This window comes from Nocardioides sp. P4_G10, assembly GCF_056401175.1.
The window spans coordinates 67,749-85,964 of record NZ_JBFUJV010000018.1 but is presented as its reverse complement, the minus strand read 5'-3'; the positions used below and the strand labels follow the sequence as shown (position 1 = coordinate 85,964).

Below are 18,216 nucleotides of genomic sequence, written 5' to 3'. Positions count from 1 at the left end.
CTACGGGGCGGCGACCGGGCACTTCCTCGCGCTACGGGGCGGCGACCGGGCACTTCCTCGCGCTACGGGGCGGTGAGCGGGCACTTCCTCGCGCTACGGGGCGGCGAGCGGGCACTTCCTCGCGCAAGCTGTGGGGTTCCAGCGCGAGGAAGTGCCCGCTCGGTGGGTTCTGGCGCGAGGAAGTGCCCGCTCGGTGGGTTCTGGCGCGAGGAAGTGCCCGATCAGCGGCGGGCCTTCTTGCCGCGGGCGATCTCGGTGCCGAGCGCGTCGAGCTTCTGGTCCCAGAACGTCCGGAACTGCTCGACCCAGGCGTCGACCTCCTGAAGGCCGGACGGGTCGACGGCGTAGAGCCGTCGGGTGCCCTCGGCGCGGGCGGTCGCGAAGCCGTTGTCGCGCAGCACCTTGAGGTGCTGGCTCACCGCCGGCTGGCTGATCCCGAACTCGCCGCCGACCCGGGCCGCCACGTCGCCCGCACTGGTCTCGCCGGCGGCGAGCAGCTCGAGGATGCGGCGGCSTACGGGGTCGCCGAGGACGTCGAAGGCGTGCACCGTCAGGCCGGGGGCTCGGCGCCGGTGTAGAAGGCGGTCGTCCGGGCGGCGGCTGCGCGGGCGGCGGTCGGGTCCTCGCCGTCGGCGACAGCGGCCTCGCCCCAGCCGTCGGCCGAGCCGCCCATGAAGGCGCGGCCGTCGTCGGTGGCGCCCCATGCCTCGACCTCGTCGTGGTCCATCAACGCGCCGGTGGTGACGTGTTCGGCCAGACCCATCAGGCTGAGCTCCCAACCGACGCCGACGGCGCCGGGACCGTAGGTGTCGTAGAACTCCGGGTCGAGCTGCTCGGCGGTGTGGCGCAGGGTGAGCGTCGTCGACTCCTCCCCGCCGCTGGAGGAGCCCTCGATGGTGACGTCGACCCACGACACCCCGCCGCCCATCTCCCAGGTGAGGGAGAGGTGGGTCGGCGCGTCGCAGGCGACGATCTCGCCGCCTGCGTTGCCCTGGACCTGGAAGCGGCCACCGAGCCGCAGGTCGCCCTCGACGGCGGCGAACCAGCGGGGGATGCGCTCGGGGTCGGTGACGGCGTCCCAGAGGTCGCCGGGGGTCGTCGGGTAGGTGCGGCTCGCGACCACGACCTTCGCCGGCTTGCCGTCATGGGTGGTGGACTCGACGGCGCGGGTGATCGCGCCCAGGTGCTGGGCTACGTCGAACATGGAATCCAATGTTTCAGTCATGACTAATATAAGTCAATACCGAAATGAACGTCGAGTGCGCAGCTCCGTGGCGACTGCTGCCGCGAGCGCACTCGACCGGGTCACCAGCGGGAKGTGTTGACCTCGAAGTCCGGCTGGATGGAGCGCATGTAGACGGTGTCCTCGCGCCGGCGTACGCCGCAGGAGAGGTAGAGCTCGTGCAGCTCGCCGAGCTTGTCGCGGTCGAGCGTGACCCCGAGCCCCGAGCCCGTCGGGACGGCGACCGAGCCGTCGACGAAGGACAGCACGCCGTCGGCGACCACGTCCTGGGTCTTCCAGGGGTAGTGGGTGTCGCAGGCGTAGGTGAGGTTCGGCGTCGCGGCGGCGAGGTGCACCATCGCGGCGAGCGAGACGCCGAGGTGGGAGTTGCTGTGCATCGACAGCCCCATGCCCCAGACCTCGGTGATGCCGCCGAGCAGCGCCGACTTCTTGAGCCCGCCCCAGAGGTGGTGGTCGGAGAGCACGACCTGGACGGCGTCCTGCGCGATCGCGGGCGGCAGGTGCTCCATCGTGATGACGCACATGTTGGTCGCCAGCGGCACGTCGGTGCCCGCCGCGACCTGGGCCATGCCCGGGATGCCCGGGGTCGGGTCCTCGAGGTACTCGACCACCCCGGCCAGGCGGGAGGCCACCTTGAGCGACGTCTCGGGGGTCCACGCGCCGTTGGGGTCGAGCCGCAGCGGCATCGACGGGAAGGCCTCTCGCAGCGCCTCGATCGCCTCGCACTCGTCCTCGGGCGGCAGCACGCCGCCCTTGAGCTTGAGCGAGCCGAAGCCCCAGCCGTCGACCATCCGGTGCGCCTGGGCGACGAGCTGGGCGGGGGTGAGCGCCTCGCCCCACGCGTCGTCCGCGAAGCCGGGGTGCCCGGCCCACTTGTAGAACAGGTAGCCGCTGAACGGCACGGACCCGCGAACGGCTCCGCCGAGGAGGTCGCTCACCGGTACGCCGGCCTCGTGGCCCTGCAGGTCGAGGCAGGCGACCTCGAAGGGCGAGTAGACGGTGTCGACGGCGGAGTCGACGTCGAGCATCCCGCCGAACGACGCGCCGCCCCCGCCGGTCTCGCGTCCGAGCACGTCGGTGACGAGCCGGCGCAGGCCGTTGAGATCGTACGGGTCGTGGCCGGGCAGCGCGGTCGCGACGGCCTCGAGCCGGCCGAGGTGCGTCTCGTCGGCGTACGTCTCGCCGAGGCCGAGGAGGCCCGAGTCGGTGTGCAGCTCGACGATCGCCCGCAGGGCGTAGGGCTGGTGGACGCCGACGACGTTGAGCAGCGGCGGGTCCTCGAAGGCGACCGGCGTGACGACGACGCGGGAGATGCGGCTCCGGCTCACGCGGTCACCGGGGAGGCTTGACGGCCAGGATCGGCACGTCGAGGTCGAGGAGCAGGCGCTGGGCGTCGCTGCCGGTGACGAGCTTGCCGACGGGCGAGCGGCGGCGCAGGCCGATCACGACCAGGCGGGCCGAGGTCGCCGCGGCGACCTTGGTGAAGGTCTCGACGATGTCGTCGCCGTGGTCGGACTGGTCGACGCGAGCCGTCACCCCGGCGGCGGCGGCCCGCGCGACGAGCTCGTCGGCGGTCGCCTCGTCGATGAACTCGCCGTCGACGGTCGAGCGGCGGCGCGGGCTGTTGAGGAGGACGACGTCGTCGCCGTGCGCCTTGGCCTCCTCGAGACCGGCCTCGAGCGCGGCTTCGCCGACGGGGGTGGGGACGTAGCCGATCACGATCGTCGTCTTGCTGGTCATCGCAGGGAGTCCTCTCGCTGGACGGTCTCAGGGGTGGTGTCGGTGGCGGGGGTCTTGCGGCGGAAGGCCCTCTTGATCAGCGGGGACGCGATGACCAGGACGACGAAGGCGAGGATGGCGCCGGAGATCGGGCGGGTCACGAAGCCCGTCGCGTCGCCCTCGAAGATCAGCATGGAGCGGCGGAAGCTCGACTCGATGAGGGAGCCGAGCACGAACGCCAGGACCATCGGACCGGGTTCGAAGCCGAACTTCTTCATGAGGTAGCCGACGACGCCGAAGAAGATCATCAGGAAGATGTCGAAGACGGAGTTGCGGATCGTGTAGACGCCCAGGATCGTGATGAGCGCGGTGATCGGCGCGAGGATCGCGGGCCGCACGCGGAGGATCCGGACGAAGATGCCGACGAGCGGGATGCTCAGCAGCAGCAGGATCAGGTTGCCGATGTACATCGAGTTCACGACGCCCCAGAAGAGGTCGGGGCGCTCGTCGATGAGCTGCGGGCCGGGCGTCACGCCGACGACCAGGAGGGCGGCGTAGAGCATCGCCATCGAGGCGTTGGCGGGGATACCGATGGTGAGCAGCGGGATGAACGACGACGTGGCGGCGGCGTTGTTGGCCGACTCCGGGCCGGCGACGCCCTCGATGGCACCGCGGCCGAAGCGGGACGGGTCCTTGGCCACGCGCTTCTCGGCGGCGTACGCGGCGAGGGAGGCCATCACGGCTCCACCGCCGGGCAGCACGCCGAGGACGAAGCCGATGAACGAGCCGCGGCCGATGGCGGGACCGGCCTCCTTGAGGTCCTTGCGGGAGGGCCAGATGTTGGCGATGGCGGCCGGCACGTGCGGCTTGCCGTGGCGCTCCTCGAGGTTGTAGAGGATCTCGCCGACACCGAAGAGGCCCATCGCGACGACGACGAAGTCGATGCCGTCCTCGAGGTTGAGGCTGCCGAAGGTGAAGCGGTCGGCGCTGGTGAAGCTGTCGCTGCCGACGGTGGCCAGGAGGAGGCCGATCGCTGCGGCGGCGAGGGCCTTGACGGTGTTGCCGTTGCCGATGGTGGCGACCAGCAGCACGCCGAGCAGCGCCAGTGCGGCGTACTCCGGCGGGCCGAAGTCGAGGGCGAACTCAGCCACGAGCGGGCCCAGGAGGGTCAGGCCGATGATGGAGATGGTCGCGCCGATGAACGAGCCGATCGCGGCGATCCCGAGAGCGGTGCCGGCCTTGCCCTGCTTGGCCAGGGCGAAGCCGTCGAACACGGTGACCACCGAGCTCGCCTCACCGGGGATGCGCAGCAGGACGGACGTGATCGTGCCGCCGTACTGGGCTCCGTAGTAGATGCCGGCGAGCATGATGATCGCCGCGACCGGGTCGTGGGCGCTGTAGACGACCGGCAGCAGGATGGCCATCGTGGCGGCCGGGCCGAGGCCGGGGAGCACGCCGATGAGCATGCCGACGACGACGCCGATCAAGCAGTAGAGCAGGTTGCCGGGCTGGGTGACGACACCGAAGCCGTCGAGGAAGGCGCTGAAGTCCATGGTGTTCTCTTCCCTGCGCTCAGAGGGCGATCAGGTGGGGCAGCGGGACGGACAGGGCGTAGAGGAACAACCCGTAGAACGCCGCGGTCGTGAGGACCGAGATGACGATCGTGCTGCGCCAGGATTCGCCTCCGAGGAAGCGGAGCCAGACGATGCCCAGCAGGACGGCGGGGATCTCGAAGCCGATGACGGGTAGGAGGAAGCCGAGGGCGACGAAGGTGGCGGCGCCGACGGCGACGAGCAGGCTCGACCTCGTGAACTTCTCCGTGTCGTCGAGGTGGCGACCCACGACGAGCAGGACCACGGCGAGCGCGACGATCAGGCACGAGACGATGAACGGCCACAGGCCGGGGCCAGGACGTCGGAGCGTCCCGAGGCCGTAGCCGTAGGCGAGCCAGGCGCCGGCCAGGCCGACCAGCATCACGAAGGCCGCCGCGACCACCTGGTACACCGGCCCGCCCGCAGGCGGCCGCTCGTCGGCGAGGTCCTGGGCGACCTCGGCCTTGATCTCGGCGAGGATGTCGTGCTCGTGCTCGACGTCCGCTGCGCCCTGGGTGGCTCCGGGAGCCGGGCGGGGCTGGGTCTCGCTCATGTKGGTCTCGTCTCCGTGCGGTGAGGGCGGGGGTCCCTCGGTGGGGGGTGGTGCGGGCCGGTCCCGGGTGGTTCCGGGACCAGCCCGGGACCGGCCCGGGATCAGCTGGCGTCGCCCAGGTCGATGCCGTACTCCTCGACCAGGTCGGCGTAGCGCTGCTTGTCCTCCTCGAGCTGCGCGACGACCTCGTCACCCGAGATCTCCATGGGGGTGAGGTTGTTCTGCTCGTTGAAGTCCTGGTACTCCGAGGTCTCGAACGTGGCCTGCATCGCCTCGGCGATCGAGTCCTGGATGTCCTGCGGGGTGCCCTTCGGAACCGTCATGAAGCGGTACTGCGCGACCTCGACGTCGAGGCCCTGCTCCTGGGCCGTGGGCACGTCGGGGAGGAACTCGACGCGCTCGGGGCCGTAGACCGTGATCGGGACGATCTTGCCGGACTCGATGTTCTCGATCGCCTCGCCGACCTGCAGGCAGGCGGTGTCGACCTGGTCGCCGAGGAGGGCGGTGAGCGCCGGGGCGCCGCCGTCGAAGGGGATCGCCTCGGCGGGCGTCTTGTTGACGTTGAAGGTCAGCGCGCAGGCGAGCTGGGCGCCGGTGCCGACACCGGTGGTGCCGTAGGTGATCTTGCCGTCGGCGTCCTGGAAGGACTCGATGGAGTCGAAGCCCGAGCCCTTGCTCGCCACGAGCACGTAGTCGTCGCGGGAGACGCCCTGGACGACGTCGAAGTCGTCGATGCTGGTGACCTGGTCCTCCGGGACGGCCAGCGGGGTGATCGCGAAGAGCGAGGCGTTCTGGACCGAGATGGTCGAGCCGTCGGGCTCCGCCTTGGCGACCTCGGCGGCGGCGAGCGCGCCGTTGGCGCCCGAGCGGTTGATCACCGGGAAGGAGCCGCCGAGCTCCTCCGACAGTCCTTGGGAGATCTGGCGGCTGATCAGGTCGGAGGAGCCCCCAGGGTCGGCACCCACCGGCATCTCGACCGAGCCGGAGGGGTACTCACCGCTGTCGCTGCCGCCACCGGCGGTGTTCTGGACGCCGCCGCAGGCGGACAGGGCAAGGGCAGCGCCGGCGGCGACGGCCGCCAGGCTGAGGGTCTGCTTGCGCATCGAGGTGCTCCTTGTTCGGGGTGTGACCACCGACACTAGGTTTGCGCGTTGATGCCGGTCCAAGCCCAATTCGGCATGGACTGATCCATCTGGTGCATCGTACCCTCGGCCCGTGATCACTCTGGACCAGGTCCGTTCCTTCGTCGCCGTGGCCGAGGAGCTGCACTTCGGGCGGGCCGCGGAGCGGCTCCAGATGACCCAGCCCCCGCTGTCCCGGCAGATCCAGAAGCTGGAGAAGTCGGTGGGCGCGCGCCTTCTCGAGCGCGACAACCGGCGGGTGGAGCTGACCGGCGCCGGCGTGGCGTTCCTCGACGAGGCCCACCGGCTGCTCAACCTCGTCGAGGGTGCGGGCGACCTCGCCCGGCGGGTCGACGCGGGCGCCGCCGGCGTCGTACGCCTCGGCTTCACCGCGGTGTCGGCGATCTCAATCCTCGGCCCGCTGCTGCGCCGCCTCACCGCCGAGCTGCCCGACGTGGAGGTCGTGCTGTCCGAGCGGGTCACCAACGCGCAGGTCGACGGCATCCGCCGCGGCGAGCTCGACATCGGCCTGGCCCGACCGCCGTTCGACACCACCCTGCTGCGCTCCCGGGTGGTGCTGCGCGAGCCCTTCATGGCCGTCGTGCCCGCGGCCCACCCGCTCGCCGCCAGTGACCGGCCGCTGACCTCCGACGACTTCGAGGGCGAGACGGTCATCGGCTACAACCCCGACCAGTCGCGCTACTTCCACGAGCTGTCGGTCCGCTTCTTCGCCAACGCCCACCCGCGCATCGACCAGCGGGTGCACCAGGTGCTGACCGCCATGCTCCTCGTCTCGGCCGAGCGGGGGGTGACGCTGGCGCCCGCGTCGGCGGCGTCGCTGCACGTCGACGGCGTGGTCTTCAAGGAGCTGGCCCACCACGGTGGCGACACGCGGGTCGATGCCGACCCCGACCGGCCGGTCGAGCTGCACGCCATCTGGTCGCGCGAGGCGGTGACCCCCGTCGTACGCCGCGTGCTCGACGTGGTGACCGCCCAGGCCGACTGATCTGGGCCTGATCGCTCGGATCTCTGCACAGTGTCAAGGAACCCCTGCGCTCGTCAGGTCCGGAGGCTTAGAGTCATGGGTGCCGCGAGGGCGACGCGACGCAGGGAGTGAGATGCACGACGAACCGGACACGGGACGGCGCCATGCCGAGTCTCCGTGGGCGGACGAGCAGACGCGACAGCATCTGCAGGTCCTCGTCGAGGGTGTCGCCACCCTCGCCGGCTTCGCGCAGTCGTCGCTGACGCTGCGCCGCGACGGCCACTTCGAGGTCGTCGCCGCTGCCGGCGTCGAGGACGGGTTCGTCGGCACGCAGGTGCCTGCGGAGTCGATCGAGAACGAGCTCCGCGACGCCGACGAGTGGGGCGTGTGGCGCTTCGTGCCGCACGACCGCGCGAGCGTCGAGGCCCTCTCCTACAGCCACATCCCCGACGTGACCCCCCTCGAGGGCGAGGACGCGTGGCACCCGCTCGACCTCCTCGCCGCGCCGCTCCACGACGACCAGGGCCGGCTGCGCGGCCTGCTGTCGGTCGACATCCCCGACGACGGCCGGCTGCCGTCGCCGGAGAAGATGGAGGTGCTGACCAAGTACGCCGGTCTCGCGCGGACGCTCGTGCTCCTCGCCCTCGAGCGCGAGGAGCTCAGCGAGCAGGTGCGGATGGCCACGGAGGCTCGTGCGATCGTGCGCCAGGCCCTCGGCGAGCCGACGCTCGAGCTGGTGCTGGAGGCGTGCCGGTCGGCTGTCGTGTCGTGCTTCGACGCCGTCGGCATGTGGCTGACGGCGTTCAACCCCGACGGGGTCGGGTCCACCACGACGTCCTTCGCCGTCGGCAACACCTACGACGCGCCGCCCTTCGACGAGATCGACGACGTGGTCGTGCGCCTGTCGCGCCGCTACTGGAAGGACCAGTACGTCGCGCCCTTCTCCCGCAACAGCCTCGACCAGCCGGGCCTGGCCCGCGGCGACGCCGAGCGCCTGGTGGGCTTCCTCGACCGGATCGGCATCGGCTCGGTGCTCTTCGTCCCGCTGGGGGTCGGCCGCGAGTGCGTGGGCTTCCTGGTCCTGACCCGCGTCTCCGACGCACGCCGCTGGACCGACATCGAGATCGACGCGGCGCGCGACATCGGCCGCGACCTCGGCCTTGCGGTCGGCAAGGCCCGCCAGCTCGAGCTCGAGCGCGCCATCGCCGACCGGCTCCGCAAGCTCGACAGCTACCGCGTCGAGGTGGTCAACACGATGGGCCACGAGCTGCGCAACCCGCTCTTCTCGATGAGCGCCAACCTCGAGCTCCTCGACACCTCGGGTCTCGACGAGGACGGCCGCCGGTCCGTCGCCGCCGCGACGCGCGGCGCCACCCGGATGCGGGCCGTCATCGACGACATGCTCACCATGGCCCAGGTCTCCGACCCGCACCGCGAGTTCGACCCCATCCCGGTCGACCTGCGGCGCGTGGTCCACGACGTCTGCGACGAGTGCCACGCGGCGGCCACCGCCGGCGGCGTCTCCTGCGGGTCCGACGTGCCCGACGAGCCGGTGCTCGTGCCCGGGGAGCCCGAGGAGCTGCATCGCCTGCTCACCAACCTCGTCTCCAACGCGATCAAGTACACCGACCCTGGCGGCCGGGTGACCGTGCGCGTCACGACGCAGGGCAGATCGATCGTCGCCACCGTCGAGGACACGGGCATCGGCATCTCCACGCCCGACCAGGAGCAGCTGTTCCGCGAGTTCTTCCGCTCCACCAACCCGGCCGCCCTGTCCCGCCCCGGCACTGGGCTCGGCCTGGCGATCGTCGCGCGGATCGTCGCCCGACACGGCGGCGCGATCGACATCGACTCCGAGCGCGGGCGCGGCACGACGGCGACCCTGACGCTGCCGGCGTACGTCGAGGGCGTCAGCGCGGACCCAGCTCCATCGTCATGAAGCTGCTCAGCGGGTCCTCGACGTAGGAGCCGAAGGGCTCGCACGGCGTGAAGCCGGCCCCCGCGTAGAACCGGCGTGCCGGCTCGAAGAACTCCATCGAGCCGGTCTCGAGCGACACCCGTGACACGCCGCGCCGCCGGGCGTCGTCGAGCGCATGGGCGAGCAGACCCGTCGCCACCCCGGTGCCCCGCGCGCGCGGCTCGGTCCGCATGCTCTTCAGCTCCTCGTGCCCGTCGTCGACCGCCGCCAGCGCGACCGTGCCGAGGATCCCGTCACCGTCGGCTCCCACCCACAGGCGTACGCCGTCCCCCTGCAGCGCCGTCAGGTCGAGCGCGTGCCGGCTCTCCCGCGGCGCGGTCGGCTCCATGTCGTCGAGGTGGGCCTGCAGGAACGTCGCCAGCCGCGGATCGTCGAAGTCGGCGCGGGTGATGTGCACGGGGCCAGTGTGGCGGGGTCGTGTTTCGACGGCGTCACGTCTGGACCGGCACCGCCCGCCCCGGGCGCGGGCCACGAAGGTGTGCCAGCGTGAGTCCATGACTCGCACACTGGACGTCGACTACCTCGTGGTGGGTGCCGGCGCGATGGGGATGGGCTTCGCCGACGCGTTGGTCGACCACTCCGAGGCACGCGTCGCGATCGTCGACCGCCGCCACGGCGCAGGCGGGCACTGGCTGGAGGACTACCCGTTCGTCCGGCTGCACCAGTCGTCGACGTTCTACGGCGTCGCCTCGACGGTGCTCGGCGGGCACGTCCAGGAGCAGGGCCCCGAGGCGGGCCTGCACGTGCGCGCCTCGCAGCCCGAGATCGTCGACTACTACGCCCGAGCCGTCGAGCGGCTGCGCCGCACGGGCCGGGTCGAGGTGCTCACCGGGTGCGACGTCGTCGGCCGCACGGTCGTCTCGCGCATCTCCGGGAAGACGTGGGAGGTGCCGGCGTCGTGCCGCGTCGTGAACGCCCACTACCTCGCGCCGAGCATCCCGGCCGAGTCGTCGGCACCGTTCTCGGTCGCCGACGACGCGCGCGCCGTGACCGTCAACGACGTGGTCCGGCTCGAGGAGGCCCCGAGCCAGTACGTCGTCGTCGGCTCGGGCAAGACGGCCACCGACGCCTGCGTGTGGCTGCTCGGCCAGGGGGTCGACCCCGACGCGATCTGCTGGGTGCGGCCCCGTGACCCGTGGATGCTCAACCGGGCGCTGATCCAGCCCGACCCGGAGATCTTCCTCGGGGTGCCGGCGACGACGTTCGAGGAGGCCGCGGCCTCGTCGTCGCTCGACGAGCTGTTCCTCCGCCTGGAGGACGCCGGCGTGATGCTGCGCATCGACCCGTCGGTCACGCCCACGATGGCGAAGGCCCCGACGCTCGGCGTGTGGGAGCTCGAGCTGCTGCGGTCCATCGAGAACGTCGTACGCCACGGACACCTGCGCAACGTGGAGCGAGGTCGCCTCGAGCTCGAGGACGGCACCACCGTGCGGGTCGCGGACGACGCGGTCGTGGTGCACTGCGCCGCCGACGGCCTGAAGAACCCGCCGCTCGTGTCCGTCTGGCGCCCGGAGGAGATCACGGTGCAGCCGGTGCGTGCGGGGTTCCCGTGCTTCAGTGCGGCCGCGATCGGCTACGTCGAGGCGACCCGACGCGACGACGCGGAGAAGAACCGCCTGTGCCCGCCGTCGCGCTTCGGCAACTCGCTGCAGCAGTGGGCCGACATGAACGTCCGCGGGACCCGGGCCTCGATGGCCCTCGGCGCCGAGCCCGACATCGCCGCGTGGTCCCACACCGTGGCGATCAACCCGGCCCGCATCCCGGCCGACCACCCCGGGTCCGCCGAGCTCGACCGGGTCCGCGAGCGGCTCGCGGCCGCCACGGCTCCCGGGCTCGAGGCCCTGACCCGGCTGATGGCGACCGGCTGAGCGTCCCGCGGAAGAGCCTGAGATCGTGGAGGATCCGAGTCACCAGGGGCTCGGACCCTCCACGATCTTCTTCCCGGTCAGTCGGCGGGCAGGTAGACCCGCTGCGGGATGGTGTCGTAGACCGACGGGTCGAGCGTGTCGATCGAGCCGTCGGCGACGGCGTCGACCAGGCCGCCGAGCCCGATCTCGATCTGCTTGCGCAGCATGCCGTTGCGCTTCATGCCGTCGTACTGCGTCTGGCTGGACGTCTCGAAGAGCACGACCGCGCTGCCGCGCAGGGCGAACGAGCCGAGCGCGGTGCCCGGCAGGTTGGTGTCCTGCGGGTAGAGCGTCACGTCGCCGTAGCCGGACTTGCCGTAGCCCTGGAGCGCCTCGTAGACCGCGACGTTGGCGCGCTCGGACGCCTCCATGTCGAACTTCGGCCACGTGCCGAACTCGGCCGGGTCCTCGATGAACTTCGCCGAGATGGACAGCGGCGACATGCGCTCGAGGTCCTCGGTGGCGTAGCAGGACCACTGGTTGTGCAGGTCGACGAAGTAGTCGACCGTGCCGAACTCGGCCTCGAGCCCCCGGTAGACGTCGCGGACCGTCTGGGACTCCGGCGTGATGTACCAGCCGGTGTCGGCGCTGTTGCCCGGGAAGTCGGCCGGCTGCGGGACGTAGTCGAGGTCGGGGTTGAAGTCGCGGTTGACGTCGAAGCCACCGACGCGCGTGTTGTAGTTCCACGCCGGCGCGACGCCCGCGAGCTGCGGGAAGGCGGCGACGACGTCGGCCCAGGTCATCTCGTTCTGCCGGGTGTCGCGCTCGCCGCCGTCGACGTTGAGCCGCGGGATCGCGACGATCGTGACCTCCTTTCGCAGCGCCACCGCCTCGGGCGTCGAACCGCCCCAGCGGCGGAGCAGGTCGAGCAGCGCCTCGGTGCCGTGGTTCTCGTTGCCGTGGATCTGCGACTCGACGAAGACGACGGTGTCGCCCTCGCCGACGCGAGCGGTGTAGATCTCGCGGCCCTGGTTGCTCTCGCCCACGACCTCGACGTCGACGACGCCCTTGGTGGTGCGCTCGATGCTCTCCAGGGTCCGGGAGAGCTGGGCGTGGTTGACGAATCCGTTGTTGCCCGAGCCCGAGGCCTCGGTGCCGCAGTGCGACTGGGTGGGGATGGCGTTCGCCGGTGACGAGGTGGTGGCGGCGACGATCCCGAGAGGAAGGGCCAGTCCGGTCAGGACGGCCGTCCAACGTCGTGCAGACATGTTTCTCCACATCAGTTGTGCCCGGCGAGCCGAGCGATCGACAGGTCCGTGAACGGTAGGTCGGCGCGTCGACACGGCACCAGAGACCTTCGGCTCACTCCGTAGGGGGGATTGCACCGACCGGCCAGGGTCGGGTAAAGCCGGCCGGCGAGGTCAGTCCCAGAACCACATGAGGAGCTCGTTCGCCAGCGGTGTGGCCAGCCAGACGATGGACGCGACCCCGACCGCGATGGCGGCCGCGTAGAGGACGACCTCCAGCACGGTCAGCGTCCGCCACCAGCTCCACACCATGAACAGCGACCACATCGCCACCCCGCCGGAGATGAACGGTGCCGTCGGCACGCCCACGATCGCGATGAATCCGACCACCCCGCCGAGAGCGGTGTCGTAGGGCCACATCGTGCCGAGGTCGTAGGCGTAGATCGTCTCGTGGGCCGGGCGCAGGTGGACGCCGTTGGCGTAGTAGGGCAGCACCAGCCCGATGACGTACGGCACGGCGGCGAGGAGGGCGACCAGCAGGGCGAGCCCCGGGCGGCGGCGGTCGACGTGGACCGCCGCCTGCGCTTCCGAGGGCATGACAGCCATGCCTGCATTCTGTGCCCCCGGCCCGCCCGGTCCATCGCCCCGATGGGGGATCTCCCTCAGCCGGCGACTGTTGCGTAGCCCTCGCGGTACGACGGGTACGTCGGCGCCCAGCCCGCCGACCGTAGCCGCGCGTCGGACAGCCGCTTGCCGTGCCCCTGTGCGGGGTCGGCCGGCGGGGGAGCAGGGGCGCCGAGGCGGTCGGCGAGGAACGCAGCGACGTCCCCGAGCTGGGCCGGTTCGTCGTCGGTGCCGAGGTAGAGCCGCTCCGGCGCGGCGTCCATGGTCAGGAGGTGCACGACCGCCGCGGCGGCGTCGGTGCGGTGGATGCGGTTCGTCCAGCGGTGCGGGTCGTCGATCCGTCCCTCGCGGACCTGGTCGAGCAGCCGCGTGCTGCTGCCGCCGTACAACCCCGACAGCCGCAGGACGCTCCCGTGCGGGACGCGCTCGTGGAAGGCCTCCTCGGCGGCGACGAGCATCCGGCCCGGGCCGTCGCTCGGGGCCGGGGGAGTCGTCTCGTCCTCGAGCTCCGGGAGGTCGCGGCTGCCGTGCACGGCGGTCGACGAGACGAGGACGGCCCGCTCGGGTGGCTCGGGCAGCGCGTCGAGCGCCCGCGCCATCCCGTCGACGTACGTCGTCCGGTAGGACTCCTCTGTCCGCGGTCGCGCCGTCAGCGCGACGACGACGAGGCGGGGGCGTACGTCGGACAGGTCCGGGGCCCCGCGCGTCAGGTCGACCGCGCGACCGACGAGCGGCGGGGGCACCAGCGAGGCGTTGCGCCGCAGGGCGAGCACGCCGTGGCCGAGGTCGGCCAGGCGCAGGCCGACCGCGGCACCGAGGTCGCCGGCGCCGACGAGGAGGACGTCCGGGGTCACAGGCGCACCGTACGGCAGCGCTGGAGGGCTGTGCCCGGGCCGGTCGTCGTGGCACCGTGGTCCCATGAAGCGCCCGCCGCCGCCGCTCCTCGCGCTCGTCGCCGCGCTCGCCCAGCGCGGCCTCTCCCGCGGGGCGCCGCCATCCTCCGGGCCCAGGCAGACGGCCGCGGCCGTCACGGCGGCCACCTCGCTCGCGCTGGCGGGCGGAGCGGCGAGCCGGTTCCGGGCGCAGCACACGACCGTCGAGCCGTTCGACCCCTCCAAGGCGTCGTCCCTGGTCGTCTCGGGGCCCAACTCGCGCACCCGCAACCCGATGTACGTCGGGATGGCCGGCCTGCTCGTCGCCAACGCGCTCCGCCGGGGCTCCTGGCCGGGCGTCCTGCCGGTCGCCGTCTTCGTGGCGGTCATCGACCGCTTCCAGATCGCGGCCGAGGAGCGGGCGCTCGCCGATCGCTTCGGTGCCGACTACGCCGCGTACCGCTCGAGCGTCCCGCGCTGGCTCGGCACCAGGTCGTTCTCCGGATAGATACCCCCAAGGCATCACTGGATTCAGAAACGGGCTTGGACAGGCATCGTCAGGTCTTCCTAGGTTGGTGAGCACCGCCACATCCGTGGGGCACCGACCCACGGCCGACCGAAGGACGCAGCGTGACGAAGTACAGCCCGACCGAGCTCGTCGAGACCCTGGGCAGCGGCCTGCTGTCGTTCCCGGTCACCCACTTCGACGCCGACCTCCAGTTCGACGAGCCCGCCTACCGCGCGCACCTCGAGTGGCTGAGCGGCTACGACGTCGCCGGCCTCTTCGCCGCCGGAGGCACGGGTGAGGGCTTCTCCCTCAACGCCGAGGAGACCGACCGCGTCGTGCGCGCCGCCATCGCCGGCGCCGCCGGCAAGGTGCCCGTGCTCGCCCCCGCCACCGGCTCGACCGTCAACGCCGTCGCGCAGGTCAAGGCCGCGGAGGCCGCCGGCGCCGACGGCATCCTGCTCATGCCGCCGTACCTCACCGAGGCGGGCCAGCGCGGCCTCGTCGAGCACATCAGCGCCGTGTGCGCCGCGACCAGCCTCGGCGTCATCTTCTACTCGCGAGCCAACGCCGTGCTCGGCGCCGACGCGCTCGAGCAGGCCTGCCAGCGCAGCGCCAACCTCGTCGGCTTCAAGGACGGGGTCGGTGGGATCGAGCAGATGACCCGCACCTACGCGCAGCTCGGCGACCGCCTGTTCTACGTCGGCGGCCTGCCCACCGCGGAGGTCTTCGCGCTGCCGCTCCTCCAGCTCGGCGTGACCACCTACAGCTCCGCGATCTTCAACTTCGTGCCGCAGTTCGCGCTCGACTTCTACGCCGCCGTGCGCCGCCAGGACCGGACCGCGGTCTACGCGATGCTCAACGACTTCGTCATCCCCTACACGAAGATCCGCGACCGCGAGCCCGGCTACTCGGTGTCGATCGTCAAGGCGGGCCTCGCCGCCGTCGGCCGCCCGGCCGGTCCGGTACGCCCGCCGCTGTCCGACCTGCTCGACGCCGAGCGCGACGAGCTGCAGACCCTCGTGGACAAGGTGGCAGGCTCGACGGCCTGACGGCACCATCCCCGCGCTCGACCCACCGGAAGGAATCCATGTCTGACCTCGCCACCTCGATCATCGCCGGCACCGACTTCGAGCAGCCCGACGTCGCCGCCGCCACCGCGGCCGCCGTCGAGGCGTTCGCCGCCTACCGCGCCACCACCCCCGAGGAGCGGAGCGCCTTCCTCGAGGCGGTCGCGGCCGAGATCGAGGCCGACAAGGACGCGATCATCGCGGAGGCGGTCCGCGAGAGCGGGCTGCCCGAGGGGCGGATCACCGGCGAGGTCGGCCGCACCACCGGCCAGCTGCGGATGTTCGCCGGCGTCGTCCGGCAGGGCGACCACCTCGGCGTGCGCATCGACCCGGCGCTGCCGGACCGTGCGCCCCTGCCGCGCGCCGACATCCGGCAGCGGATGGTGCCGCTGGGTCCGGTCGCGGTCTTCGGGGCCAGCAACTTCCCCCTCGCGTTCTCCACCGCGGGCGGCGACACCGCCTCGGCGCTGGCCGCCGGCTGCCCCGTCGTCGTGAAGGGCCACCCCGCCCACCCGGTCACCGGCACCCTCGTCGCCCGCGCGATCACCCGCGCGGTCGAGAAGTCCGGCCTGCCCGCCGGCACGTTCTCCTTCGTCCTCGGTGGCATCGAGACCGGCCAGGAGCTCGTGGTCGACCCGCGCATCGCCGCGGTCGGCTTCACCGGCTCGCGTGGCGGGGGCCTCGCCCTCGTCCGTGCCGCCGCCGAGCGCGACGTGCCGATCCCGGTCTACGCCGAGATGTCGTCGATCAACCCCGTCGTCGTGCTGCCCGGCGCGCTCGAGGGTGACGTCGCCGCGCTCGCCCAGGCGTACGTCGGCAGCCTGACCCTCGGCTCCGGCCAGTTCTGCACCAACCCCGGCCTGCTCTTCCTGCCGTCCGGCGAGCGCGGTGACGCGTTCCTGCGCGCCGCCGGTGAGGCGGTCAGCGGCGCATCCGGTCAGCAGATGCTCACCCCCGGCATCGCGAACGCCTACGCCAGTGGCACCGCCAGCCTGCGCGGCACCGACGGCATCCGCGTCGTCGGCGAGGGCTCCGCGGCCGGCGAGCACGCCCCTGCGCCGGTGGTCTACGAGGCACCTGCCGAGCTGCTCGCGATCGACGACAGCACCGTGACCGACGAGGTGTTCGGCGCCGCCGGCGTCGTGGTGAGGTACGACGACGTGGCCGCCCTGCTGCCCCGCCTCGAGGCCCTCGAGGGCCAGCTCACCGCGACCGTCCACGCCACCGACAGCGACGTCGAGGACGCGACCGCGCTCCTGCCCGTCCTCGAGCTCAAGGCCGGTCGGGTGCTCTTCAACGGCTGGCCGACCGGTGTCGAGGTCGGCCACGCGATGGTCCACGGCGGTCCCTACCCGGCCACGTCCGACTCGCGGAGCACCAGCGTCGGCAGCCTCGCCATCGAGCGCTTCCAGCGTCCGGTCGCCTACCAGGACGTGCCGGCCGCGCTGCTGCCCGAGGCGCTGCGCGACGACAACCCGTGGGGGCTGCTCCGTCGCATGGACGGAACGCTCGAACGATGACGACCACCATCGCGACGGTCGAGGTCGTCCCGGTCGCGGGCCACGACTCGATGCTGCTGAACCTGAGCGGCGCCCACGGCCCCTTCTTCACCCGCAACATCGCGATCGTCACCGACTCCGAGGGACGCGAGGGCCTCGGCGAGGTGCCCGGTGGCGAGGCGATCAGGCAGACGATCGCCGACGCGGCCGAGATCCTCGTCGGCCAGCCCGTCGCGATGTTCCGCACCCTGCTGCGTCGCGTCGCCGCGGCGTACGCCGACCGCGACGCTGGTGGCCGCGGCCTGCAGACCTTCGACCTCCGCACCACCATCCACGCGGTGACGGCGCTGGAGTCGGCGCTGCTCGACCTGTCGGGACAGGCGCTCGGCGTGCCGGTCGCCGAGCTGCTGGGCGAGGGCCAGCAGCGCGACAGCGTGCCGATGCTCGGCTACCTGTTCTACGTCGGCGACCCCGACCGGACCGCCCTGCCCTACCTTCGCGAGCACTCGTCCTCGGGGGGTGCCGACGACTGGGAGAAGGTCCGCCGCGAGGAGGCGATGACCCCCGAGGCGGTCGTCCGCCTCGCCGAGGCCGCGCAGGCCCGCTACGGCTTCACCGACTTCAAGCTCAAGGGCGGCGTGCTGCCGGGCGAGGAGGAGGTCGCGGCCGTCACCGCGCTGCACGAGCGCTTCCCCGACGCGCGGATCACCCTCGACCCCAACGGCGGCTGGCTGCTCGACGACGCCGTCCGCCTGCTGACGGGCAAGGACGACGTCCTCGCCTACGCCGAGGACCCGTGCGGCGCAGAGGGCGGCTACTCCGGGCGCGAGGTGATGGCCCAGTTCAAGCGCCGCACCGGGCTCCGCACGGCCACCAACATGGTCGCCACCGACTGGCGCCAGATGGCCGACGCGGTGCGCACCAACGCCGTCGACATCCCGCTCGCCGACCCGCACTTCTGGACGATGGCGGGCTCCGTCCGCGTCGCCCAGCTGTGCCACGACTTCGGCCTGACGTGGGGCTCGCACTCCAACAACCACTTCGACGTCTCGCTGGCGATGTTCACCCAGGTCGGCGCGGCCGCCCCGGGCGAGATCACCGCGCTCGACACGCACTGGATCTGGCAGGACGGCCAGGGCCTGACGACCGATCCGCTGCAGATCCGCGACGGCGCGATCGAGGTGCCCGACACCCCGGGCCTCGGCGTCGCACTCGACCGCGACCGGCTGGCGCAGGCGCACGAGCTCTACCTCGAGCACGGCCTCGGTGCGCGCGACGACGCGGTCGCCATGCAGTACCTCGTCGACGACTGGGCGTTCGACCCCAAGCGTCCCTGCCTCGTCCGATGACGGTGCGCTGAG

Annotated in this window: 18 protein-coding genes; 7 read left to right on the top strand and 11 right to left on the bottom strand. The window is 72.0% G+C overall.

Features of this window, described 5'->3' with window-relative positions; all coding sequences use genetic code 11:
• Positions 1 to 221 precede the first annotated feature (221 nt).
• The 7 genes from AC1DP1_RS17655 to AC1DP1_RS17625 all read right to left on the bottom strand — a co-directional run bounded on the left by AC1DP1_RS17655 (position 222) and on the right by AC1DP1_RS17625 (position 6,210).
• Positions 222 to 548 carry an ArsR/SmtB family transcription factor gene (locus tag AC1DP1_RS17655; RefSeq protein ID WP_477507933.1) on the bottom strand — a complete coding sequence of 109 codons (327 nt, stop codon included), beginning with the start codon at positions 546 to 548 and terminating at the stop codon, positions 222 to 224.
• 2 nt (positions 549 to 550) lie between these two features.
• Entirely contained in the window at positions 551 to 1,204 is a 654-nt protein-coding gene (locus AC1DP1_RS17650) for an SRPBCC family protein (protein WP_477507932.1), read from the bottom strand.
• 101 nt (positions 1,205 to 1,305) lie between these two features.
• Positions 1,306 to 2,571, bottom strand: coding sequence for a glucarate dehydratase family protein (locus AC1DP1_RS17645; protein ID WP_477507931.1), 1,266 nt, complete (start codon positions 2,569 to 2,571; stop codon positions 1,306 to 1,308).
• A gap of 4 nt (positions 2,572 to 2,575) precedes the next feature.
• Positions 2,576 to 2,983 carry a universal stress protein gene (locus tag AC1DP1_RS17640; protein WP_457184456.1) on the bottom strand — a complete coding sequence of 136 codons (408 nt, stop codon included), beginning with the start codon at positions 2,981 to 2,983 and terminating at the stop codon, positions 2,576 to 2,578.
• On the bottom strand, positions 2,980 to 4,515 hold the full coding sequence (locus AC1DP1_RS17635; protein WP_477507930.1) for a tripartite tricarboxylate transporter permease: 1,536 nt from the start codon (positions 4,513 to 4,515) through the stop codon (positions 2,980 to 2,982). The genes AC1DP1_RS17640 and AC1DP1_RS17635 overlap by 4 nt, the downstream gene beginning before the upstream one ends.
• 19 nt (positions 4,516 to 4,534) lie before the next feature.
• The gene (locus AC1DP1_RS17630; protein ID WP_457184454.1) at positions 4,535 to 5,107 is read right to left on the bottom strand and encodes a tripartite tricarboxylate transporter TctB family protein; all 573 of its coding nucleotides are present in this window, start codon (positions 5,105 to 5,107) and stop codon (positions 4,535 to 4,537) included.
• Positions 5,108 to 5,208: 101 nt separating this feature from the next.
• On the bottom strand, positions 5,209 to 6,210 hold the full coding sequence (locus AC1DP1_RS17625) for a Bug family tripartite tricarboxylate transporter substrate binding protein (RefSeq protein ID WP_477507929.1): 1,002 nt from the start codon (positions 6,208 to 6,210) through the stop codon (positions 5,209 to 5,211).
• 112 nt (positions 6,211 to 6,322) lie between these two features.
• Between AC1DP1_RS17625 and AC1DP1_RS17620 the strand changes: the two genes are divergently transcribed.
• Entirely contained in the window at positions 6,323 to 7,234 is a 912-nt protein-coding gene (locus AC1DP1_RS17620) for a LysR substrate-binding domain-containing protein (RefSeq protein ID WP_477507928.1), read from the top strand.
• A 112-nt stretch (positions 7,235 to 7,346) separates the two neighbouring features.
• Positions 7,347 to 9,152 (top strand): sensor histidine kinase, encoded by a 1,806-nt coding sequence (locus AC1DP1_RS17615; RefSeq protein WP_477507927.1) that lies wholly within the window; start codon positions 7,347 to 7,349, stop codon positions 9,150 to 9,152.
• Here AC1DP1_RS17615 and AC1DP1_RS17610 read toward each other — a convergent pair.
• The gene (locus AC1DP1_RS17610; RefSeq protein ID WP_477507926.1) at positions 9,124 to 9,588 is read right to left on the bottom strand and encodes a GNAT family N-acetyltransferase; all 465 of its coding nucleotides are present in this window, start codon (positions 9,586 to 9,588) and stop codon (positions 9,124 to 9,126) included. The two genes, AC1DP1_RS17615 and AC1DP1_RS17610, sit on opposite strands and share 29 nt — an antisense overlap.
• Positions 9,589 to 9,685: 97 nt before the next feature.
• Here AC1DP1_RS17610 and AC1DP1_RS17605 point away from each other — a divergent pair, with 97 nt between their 5' ends.
• Positions 9,686 to 11,059, top strand: coding sequence for an NAD(P)-binding protein (locus AC1DP1_RS17605; RefSeq protein ID WP_477507925.1), 1,374 nt, complete (start codon positions 9,686 to 9,688; stop codon positions 11,057 to 11,059).
• Between the two features lie 77 nt (positions 11,060 to 11,136).
• On the opposite strand, the gene AC1DP1_RS17600 is transcribed toward AC1DP1_RS17605, so the two are convergent.
• The 3 genes from AC1DP1_RS17600 to AC1DP1_RS17590 form a co-directional block, all read right to left on the bottom strand.
• Positions 11,137 to 12,306 (bottom strand): M14 family zinc carboxypeptidase, encoded by a 1,170-nt coding sequence (locus AC1DP1_RS17600; protein WP_477507924.1) that lies wholly within the window; start codon positions 12,304 to 12,306, stop codon positions 11,137 to 11,139.
• A gap of 153 nt (positions 12,307 to 12,459) precedes the next feature.
• A complete protein-coding gene (locus AC1DP1_RS17595; RefSeq protein ID WP_477507923.1) occupies positions 12,460 to 12,891 on the bottom strand; it encodes a hypothetical protein in 432 nt (143 codons plus the stop codon).
• A gap of 56 nt (positions 12,892 to 12,947) precedes the next feature.
• Entirely contained in the window at positions 12,948 to 13,763 is an 816-nt protein-coding gene (locus AC1DP1_RS17590; RefSeq protein WP_477507922.1) for a Rossmann-fold NAD(P)-binding domain-containing protein, read from the bottom strand.
• Positions 13,764 to 13,827: 64 nt separating this feature from the next.
• Here AC1DP1_RS17590 and AC1DP1_RS17585 point away from each other — a divergent pair, with 64 nt between their 5' ends.
• The 4 genes from AC1DP1_RS17585 to AC1DP1_RS17570 all read left to right on the top strand — a co-directional run bounded on the left by AC1DP1_RS17585 (position 13,828) and on the right by AC1DP1_RS17570 (position 18,204).
• A complete protein-coding gene (locus AC1DP1_RS17585; protein WP_477507921.1) occupies positions 13,828 to 14,289 on the top strand; it encodes a methyltransferase family protein in 462 nt (153 codons plus the stop codon).
• Positions 14,290 to 14,411: 122 nt separating this feature from the next.
• Positions 14,412 to 15,338, top strand: coding sequence for a 5-dehydro-4-deoxyglucarate dehydratase (gene kdgD / locus AC1DP1_RS17580; RefSeq protein WP_477507920.1), 927 nt, complete (start codon positions 14,412 to 14,414; stop codon positions 15,336 to 15,338).
• A 38-nt stretch (positions 15,339 to 15,376) separates the two neighbouring features.
• Positions 15,377 to 16,876: an aldehyde dehydrogenase (NADP(+)) gene (locus AC1DP1_RS17575; protein ID WP_477507919.1), complete on the top strand. Its 1,500-nt coding sequence runs from the start codon at positions 15,377 to 15,379 to the stop codon at positions 16,874 to 16,876.
• On the top strand, positions 16,873 to 18,204 hold the full coding sequence (locus tag AC1DP1_RS17570; protein WP_477507918.1) for an enolase C-terminal domain-like protein: 1,332 nt from the start codon (positions 16,873 to 16,875) through the stop codon (positions 18,202 to 18,204). The genes AC1DP1_RS17575 and AC1DP1_RS17570 overlap by 4 nt, the downstream gene beginning before the upstream one ends.
• The last annotated feature ends 12 nt before the right edge of the window (positions 18,205 to 18,216 follow it).

Bases quoted from the DNA above. Each gene is read 5' to 3' on its own strand.
- AC1DP1_RS17650 (WP_477507932.1), bottom strand. From the start codon at position 1,204: ATGTTCGACGTAGCCCAGCACCTGGGCGCGATCACCCGCGCCGTCGAG.
- AC1DP1_RS17640 (WP_457184456.1), bottom strand. From the start codon at position 2,983: ATGACCAGCAAGACGACGATCGTGATCGGCTACGTCCCCACCCCCGTC.
- AC1DP1_RS17635 (WP_477507930.1), bottom strand. From the start codon at position 4,515: ATGGACTTCAGCGCCTTCCTCGACGGCTTCGGTGTCGTCACCCAGCCC.
- AC1DP1_RS17630 (WP_457184454.1), bottom strand. From the start codon at position 5,107: ATGAGCGAGACCCAGCCCCGCCCGGCTCCCGGAGCCACCCAGGGCGCA.
- AC1DP1_RS17625 (WP_477507929.1), bottom strand. From the start codon at position 6,210: ATGCGCAAGCAGACCCTCAGCCTGGCGGCCGTCGCCGCCGGCGCTGCC.
- AC1DP1_RS17615 (WP_477507927.1), top strand. From the start codon at position 7,347: ATGCACGACGAACCGGACACGGGACGGCGCCATGCCGAGTCTCCGTGG.
- AC1DP1_RS17605 (WP_477507925.1), top strand. From the start codon at position 9,686: ATGACTCGCACACTGGACGTCGACTACCTCGTGGTGGGTGCCGGCGCG.
- AC1DP1_RS17600 (WP_477507924.1), bottom strand. From the start codon at position 12,306: ATGTCTGCACGACGTTGGACGGCCGTCCTGACCGGACTGGCCCTTCCT.
- AC1DP1_RS17595 (WP_477507923.1), bottom strand. From the start codon at position 12,891: ATGGCTGTCATGCCCTCGGAAGCGCAGGCGGCGGTCCACGTCGACCGC.
- AC1DP1_RS17585 (WP_477507921.1), top strand. From the start codon at position 13,828: ATGAAGCGCCCGCCGCCGCCGCTCCTCGCGCTCGTCGCCGCGCTCGCC.
- AC1DP1_RS17575 (WP_477507919.1), top strand. From the start codon at position 15,377: ATGTCTGACCTCGCCACCTCGATCATCGCCGGCACCGACTTCGAGCAG.
- AC1DP1_RS17570 (WP_477507918.1), top strand. From the start codon at position 16,873: ATGACGACCACCATCGCGACGGTCGAGGTCGTCCCGGTCGCGGGCCAC.